Origin of the sequence: Paenibacillus ottowii (assembly GCF_050516475.1) — a bacterium.
Classification (GTDB): Bacteria; Bacillota; Bacilli; order Paenibacillales; family Paenibacillaceae; genus Paenibacillus; species Paenibacillus ottowii.
The window spans coordinates 313,174-319,635 of record NZ_CP191577.1; the positions used below are offsets into that span (position 1 = coordinate 313,174).

At 43.5% G+C, this 6,462-nt stretch carries 5 protein-coding genes and 1 pseudogene; 3 read left to right on the forward strand and 3 right to left on the reverse strand.

Features of this window, described 5'->3' with window-relative positions; genetic code table 11:
- Positions 1 to 38: 38 nt before the first annotated feature.
- Together ACQQ6X_RS01435 and ACQQ6X_RS01440 are read right to left on the reverse strand one after the other, a co-directional pair.
- Positions 39 to 896, reverse strand: coding sequence for a sugar phosphate isomerase/epimerase family protein (locus tag ACQQ6X_RS01435; RefSeq protein WP_063212942.1), 858 nt, complete (start codon positions 894 to 896; stop codon positions 39 to 41).
- Between the two features lie 15 nt (positions 897 to 911).
- A complete protein-coding gene (locus ACQQ6X_RS01440) occupies positions 912 to 1,646 on the reverse strand; it encodes a thioesterase II family protein (RefSeq protein WP_305167757.1) in 735 nt (244 codons plus the stop codon).
- 169 nt (positions 1,647 to 1,815) lie between these two features.
- Here ACQQ6X_RS01440 and ACQQ6X_RS01445 point away from each other — a divergent pair.
- The 3 genes and pseudogenes from ACQQ6X_RS01445 to ACQQ6X_RS01455 all read left to right on the forward strand — a co-directional run.
- A pseudogene (locus tag ACQQ6X_RS01445) lies at positions 1,816 to 2,846 on the forward strand (GH36-type glycosyl hydrolase domain-containing protein); the annotation flags it as partial.
- 95 nt (positions 2,847 to 2,941) lie between these two features.
- The gene (locus ACQQ6X_RS01450) at positions 2,942 to 4,066 is read left to right on the forward strand and encodes a GGDEF domain-containing protein (RefSeq protein ID WP_149033043.1); all 1,125 of its coding nucleotides are present in this window, start codon (positions 2,942 to 2,944) and stop codon (positions 4,064 to 4,066) included.
- 166 nt (positions 4,067 to 4,232) lie between these two features.
- Positions 4,233 to 4,751 carry an NAD(P)H-dependent oxidoreductase gene (locus ACQQ6X_RS01455; RefSeq protein ID WP_305167758.1) on the forward strand — a complete coding sequence of 173 codons (519 nt, stop codon included), beginning with the start codon at positions 4,233 to 4,235 and terminating at the stop codon, positions 4,749 to 4,751.
- 93 nt (positions 4,752 to 4,844) lie between these two features.
- Here the strand turns inward: ACQQ6X_RS01455 and ectB are convergent, their stop codons facing one another.
- Complete coding sequence (ectB, locus tag ACQQ6X_RS01460; protein WP_305167759.1) at positions 4,845 to 6,107, reverse strand: diaminobutyrate--2-oxoglutarate transaminase; 1,263 nt, start codon at positions 6,105 to 6,107, stop codon at positions 4,845 to 4,847.
- Positions 6,108 to 6,462: the final 355 nt, after the last annotated feature.

Sequence of the window (6,462 nt, forward strand, 5' to 3'; positions counted from 1 at the left end):
CTGAATCATTGCCGAATTATTGATGGGTCTGAAAGAATTTATGATTTCGTTGGCACTTGCTGTGCTTTCTGAGCCGCGAGCCTGTGACCTTCGATATAGCGTTTGGATTGAGCCATCTCATGCTCCTGCGCAGCTTCCATAATAATATGAACCCCTGGCTTGTACTGCTCCAGCAGTTCCATATATAGACCATAGTTCATGTCACCAAAACCCGGCGGTACGGTCTCGATCTCACCTGATGATGACAAACGCCGGTCTTTGGCATGTGCTGCGATAATCCGAGGTCCCAGTAGCTGAAAAGCTTCGCGGATGATCTCATCCTGTCGAGCCAAGTTTTCCGTTTTTAACAAATTACCCGGATCAATCACAACGCCAATGTGTGAAGACGGTACTTCCTCCAGAAAGGTAGCCAGCTCTGCTGCTGTTCCGACCAAATGATCGTTAGCAGCTTCCAATCCTACGAACACTCCCCATTTCTCTGCCTCGTCTGCTAATTCTCGCACAACTTCTTTTACAACTCTCCAGTCTCGTTCCGAATAAGGGGCGCCATCCTCATTGCGTCCGACTTCAGCTGCAACCATGGGTGCTCCTAGTAGGCCCGCATATCGGATCAGCTCTTTGAAGCGTTCTACATTTTCACGTAACAATTCCTCATCCTGTACAAAAAAATGCAGATAGCACCCGAGTACCGATATCGATACTCCGTGCTTACGAAATTCCTCTGCGATAGACAATGCCAATCCGGGATTGAACTTGCCAGGTTTATTAAAATCGACATCACTGATTGCTCTCCACGGAGCGAGCTGAACATGAGTAAAGCCCGCTGCGCCTACCTTTGCAGCCAACTCGCGATAAGGCAACTTCCCAAACAAATGTGCCAATACACCTACTGTCACTAAAAATCACCTCTTTTAGTTTTGTATTCTACTAATCACCGCACTCAGCTCCAAAGAATCATTGATGATGTCTGTAATTCGTTCTACTTCATCATGAATAAAAAAGTGTCCTCCCTCAAAGGTAAACACACGAAACTGCTGATCCGTATGTTGTGCCCAGGCCTCCGCATCTTGTAAGGCCACCGTGTTGTCGGTCAGTCCTGTCAAGGCGGTGATAGGGCAATGTAAAGGCACGGCTTTATCCATGTACTTATACATCTCAACAGCTTTAAAATCTGCTCTTAATACTGGCATAAAATAGTCATACAATTCCTGATTGTCAAAAATGGCTTCTGAAAGCTGGCCGTACCGTCGCAAATGCGTTCTAAACTGATCTGCGGGCAGATCATGTAACCACGGGAGATTTCTTGGGATATGTGGTGCTCGTCCACCCGAAACAAATAGATGAGCCGGCTCCCCATATCCTCCAGCCAACAACTTGTAGTACAACTCAAATGCAATCATTGTTCCCATGCTGTGACCATATATAGCATAAGGATCACCAGGGACTAACTCTTGGCTGATTTGGCGCAGCAGATCCTCGCTCATCTCCTCAATGCTATCCTTTAGCGGTTCACCAGAGCGAATACCTCGACCCGCTAATTCCAAAGGGACAAGTTTAATATGCGGAAGCAGCAGCTTTTTCCATTTGAAGCTAACTGATGCCGATCCGCCTGCATACGGGATGAAAAATAATGTGATGGGTGCCATTCTTGCAACCTCCTGCCTTACAAAGTCCTAACTTTTTTATCTTAACATGGGAAGGTATATTTACCCATTTTAAATATTTTGCAAATTCGAAAAGAAGGTTAACGAATTAAAGCACATTTTTCATAAGGCAGGAAATGTCTTTCTTAAGGAAGAACTGCTGTATGTCTTTGAATATAGTGTGGAACATGCGTTGAATGAGCTGCGAAGCTATTGGAACGATCTACTGTCCAAGTACACTCTTCAAAGTCACGACGACAAGCTGAACCGAATGGTAGACATCTGGAACCCGTATCCATGTATGGTTACATTTAATATGTCACGTTCGGCTTCGTATTTTGAATCTGGTATTGGACGTGGCATGGGCTTTCGGAATTCAAATCAAGACCTACTCGGCTTCGTCCACCAAATACCGGAGCGGGCAAGGAAACGGATTATCGACATTGCCTCTACTCAGTTTGAAAACGGCGGAGCATATCATCAGTACCAACCGTTAACCAAAAAAGGAAACCACGAGGTTGGCGGTGGCTTTAACGATGATCCGCTATGGCTTATTGTCGGTACCTCAGCGTATATCAAAGAAACCGGAGACTTTGGCATACTGGACGAACAGGTTTCCTTTGACGGGGATATGGATCGTGCCGCTTATTCCCGCTACTATATTAATCTGGGTGAAATCTCCTCCTACCCTCCTGGATATAAGGAAAATGCAGGGATTTTCTGCCACAATAACCCCTGGATTATGATGGCCGAAGCTGTCATAGGGCGCGGGGATCGCGCTTTCGAGCTATATAGCAAAATTGCTCCCGCTTATCTGGAGGACATCAGCGACATTCATCGTACCGAGCCATATGTGTATGCTCAAATGATTGCGGGCAAGGACGCCATTCGTGAAGGCGCAGCCAAAAATTCCTGGCTAACAGGTACTGCGGCCTGGAATTTTATAGCTATTACTCAATCCATTCTCGGTATTCAGCCGGATGGGATGGTCTGCTTATTGATCCGTGTATCCCCAAATCCTGGAACGAGTTCACAATCACCCGCGTTTTCCGTGGCGACACCTATGTGATTCATATCACGAATCCGCAACATGTCTCCAAAGGTGTAGCTACTGTTACTGTAGACGGCACTGTTCTAACGAATAATAATCTGCCAGTTGCAGGGGATGAAACTATTCACCAGGTAAAAGTGTTGCTGGGCTAACGAGTTCACACCCTTCAAAAAAATTAGCTTCAACTTCACTACATAGTATCTTATAATACGAGAATGGCTAATGATACATTAAGTGTGGTGACATCATGAACAAGACAAAACGGCTTACTCAATCTATGGATTACAAAACAAAGCAAGCCCGCTGGGTTCGCAAAATGCTATTACTTTACTGGACAATTGTAGCTGTACATTTTATTGTCCAGCTGGGCAGCTACCTATTCTTTGATTATCCCGCTTCGCCTTATGAATTTTACGTGGGCACCCTGATTGTTCCCACGCTAATCATGTGTGGATCCAACTTACTTGCAGAACTCGCCCATTTTAAATTTAACAGGTTTTCTTTTGAAATTCTGTTTATGGCAAGTACCGTCATTTGTTGGATGATTATTCGCTTAAACTATGATATCCGGATTATTCCAGCGTTGTGCTTGTTGCCTATTTTCTCTTCGATCCTGTTCTTCAATCGTCGCTTAATATGGCTTTCTTTTGTATTGCAAGTGATCGTCTTTTTTCTGTTGCTAGCAATAGATGAGTCATTCCGCAGCTATTTGTCAGAATTTGATATCGTGGCGATTCCAACATTTTTGATTATGTCTACCTTTATTGCCCTCATTATCCAGGCCAGCGGCCGCGATTTGTTAGTGGATTTATACCAAACCAAGCGTGCTCAGCAGGAGTTAATGATCAGCAACGCGATTATCAGCAAAATGTCCATGACCGATGGTTTGACGAAGCTGTACAATCATTTGTCCTTCCAAAACTTTTATGAAAAAGCACTGGAATATGCCGAACAAGGCGCGATCATCCATCTGGCGTTAGTGGACATTGATAATTTCAAGAAAATCAATGACACTTACGGACATCAGTTTGGAGATAAAATTTTGGAAGGCATCTCACAAATTATTACGGAGCAGATTACAGCAAATGACATTCCCGCCCGCTATGGCGGTGAGGAGTTCGCTATTTTAATGTTCGAGCATACTTTTGAGGAAGCTTATCAGATTGTAGAGAACATTCGACGTGAAGTGGAGAAGATGACCTTTCAGGAGAAAATGCAAATCGTTTCTGTAACCGTAAGCATTGGATTAAAAAGCTACACCGAAGATATGAATAAAGACAAAGATGTATTTTTTCAGGAGACAGACGACTATTTGTATCAAGCCAAGCGCTCCGGTAAAAATAAAATTGTTGCTCTTAACCATATCGCTTAATGTAAAAATGCATTTAATGCAACTCCGGCATAGATTGTCGGAGTTTTTTTGTATGTAGAACATAAAATTGAGAAGAGTTGACAATTTTATGGGTTAAAACTAAAATGGGTACACGCAGAATGGTTATTTACTTACGAAAAATAAGCTTTGGGGAGATGGTTTTTACATGTCAACACTCGTTATTGTTGTTCACCCTGATCTGGCAGAGTCTCGCATTAACAAAAGATGGATGCAAGAACTTGAGAAGCAATCCAATGTGACGGTTCACAACTTGTATGAGGTATACCCGGATGAGCAAATCAACGTTGCCCATGAACAGAAACTGCTAGAGCAGCATGACCGCATTGTTCTGCAATTCCCTTTTTACTGGTATAGCAGTCCTTCCCTGCTGAAAAAATGGCTGGATAAGGTTTTAACCTACGGCTGGGCTTATGGAAGCGAGGGTGGCAAGCTACAGGGCAAAGAGTTATTGATCGCCTTGTCTGCTGCCAGCGTGGAGGAAAACTATCAACATGGTGGACGAAACAGGTACACGATCGAAGAACTGTTGAGACCTTTTGAAGCTACAAGCCATATGATTGGTGTGAAGTTGCTCCCTTATTTCGTGCAGTATGGTGCAGCCGTTTTGACAGACGAGCAGTTGGAGCAATCTGCACAAAAATACGTGCAAGCGGTTATTTCTTAATTTTTGCAAAATACCCCTTGGAAGGTGTCGCGCCTGCTTGCCTTGCAGCAGATGGCGGCTCCAGCCAAGGGGCTTTGCTGATGGAATTACAATTTACAGTGTAACTAAGTTGCTGGTTACCTGAGCCATGCTTTCTTTAATAATGTTGCAGCCCTTACTCAAGTTTTCCAAAGTTATCGTTAACGCTGGCATAATTTTAAGTACCGTATCGTTACGCCCAGCTCGCTCAATAATAAGTCCCTTACGGAAGCAGAGGGTAGCTACTTCCTTGGCGAAAGCTTCTCCCAGATGGGTCACATCAATTCCCCAGATTAGTCCCAAACCGCGAATTTTAATAAGCGGATCCATCGTTTGGATATGTTCACGCAAAAACTGCTGAACAAAAGCCTCTTTTTCCTTTACTTGAGCTTCCAGTTCTACTGTGTCTCTGAACTCCAGCGCTGCCTTTGCTCCGACAAATGCTAGCTGATTTCCACGGAAGGTGCCGTTATGTTCACCTGGACTCCAAATATCCAGTTCTGGCTTAAGCAGCAGCAAAGACATTGGCAGACCGTATCCACTGATCGACTTGGACAGGACAACCATATCAGGAACAACTCCTGCTCGCTCAAACGAGAAGAACGAACCAACTCGGCCGCAACCGACCTGAATGTCGTCAACGATGAGCAAAATATCATGATCATCGCACAACTGTCGCAAATCACGCAGCCATTCGTTATCTGCGATATTAATACCACCTTCAGCTTGTACTGTCTCTAAAATAATCGCAGCAGGCTTTTCCACACCGGAATGAGTGTCTGTTAAAAGCTGTTCCATATACAAAATGGTATCCATTCCATTAAACGTGCTGTTATAAGGTATAAAGGTAACATTATTCAGCGGGACTCCTGCGCTCTCTCGCATGGAGGTGTTGCTGGTAATAGATAGACTACCCAACGACATACCGTGGAACGCGCCCATAAAAGCAAAAACACCGTTTCTTTTTTTCACTTTACGCGCAAGTTTCAGTGCTGCTTCCACCGCATTCGTTCCCGTCGGTCCGCAAAATTGAAGCTTATAATTCAAGCCCTTAGGCTGGAGAATACGTTCGGAAAAAGACTCTATAAACTCTTGCTTGGCCGTGGTGTACATATCGAGACCATGCATAATCCGATCGGAGGTTAGATAATCTAGTAACCGATTTTTCATAAAGTCATTATTATGCCCGTAGTTTAGAGCTCCTGCCCCGGCAAAAAAGTCAATATAGCTCTCCCCTGCCTCCGTGTACAATACATCGTTTTTCGCCTTGTTGAAAACAACTGGAAAACTTCTGCAATAGGACCTTACATTGGACTCCAGTGTTTCGAAAGTATTCATAATCATTCGTCCTCCCGCTGACCTGATTTTTTGAAAAATACAAGCATGGAAAGCAAAAAAAGTGTAAATATGTAATCTAAAATGAGTAGACAGTCTGAATCATAATGGGATATCCACACCAAAAAAATCATGAGTACGATCACAGGAACATATAGAGTGCAAAAAAATACAAAGATGGAACATTAAGAGTAGATTAATGGAAGATTTAAATAGTGGGGTTTTCTAAGGGGCCTGTCAGAGGATGTCAACTCCTATGTAATAAAATACCATAATTTTCTTTAAAGTCAATGCATGTTTCTGAGATCTTTTGTTAATTTATTGTAATTAAAGGTCATTTCCCTGCAGTATATTGTTA

Coding starts and splice junctions, on each gene's coding strand:
- ACQQ6X_RS01440 (WP_305167757.1), bottom strand. CDS start 1,646: ATGGCACCCATCACATTATTTTTCATCCCGTATGCAGGCGGATCGGCA.
- ACQQ6X_RS01450 (WP_149033043.1), top strand. CDS start 2,942: ATGAACAAGACAAAACGGCTTACTCAATCTATGGATTACAAAACAAAG.
- ACQQ6X_RS01455 (WP_305167758.1), top strand. CDS start 4,233: ATGTCAACACTCGTTATTGTTGTTCACCCTGATCTGGCAGAGTCTCGC.
- ectB (WP_305167759.1), bottom strand. CDS start 6,107: ATGAATACTTTCGAAACACTGGAGTCCAATGTAAGGTCCTATTGCAGA.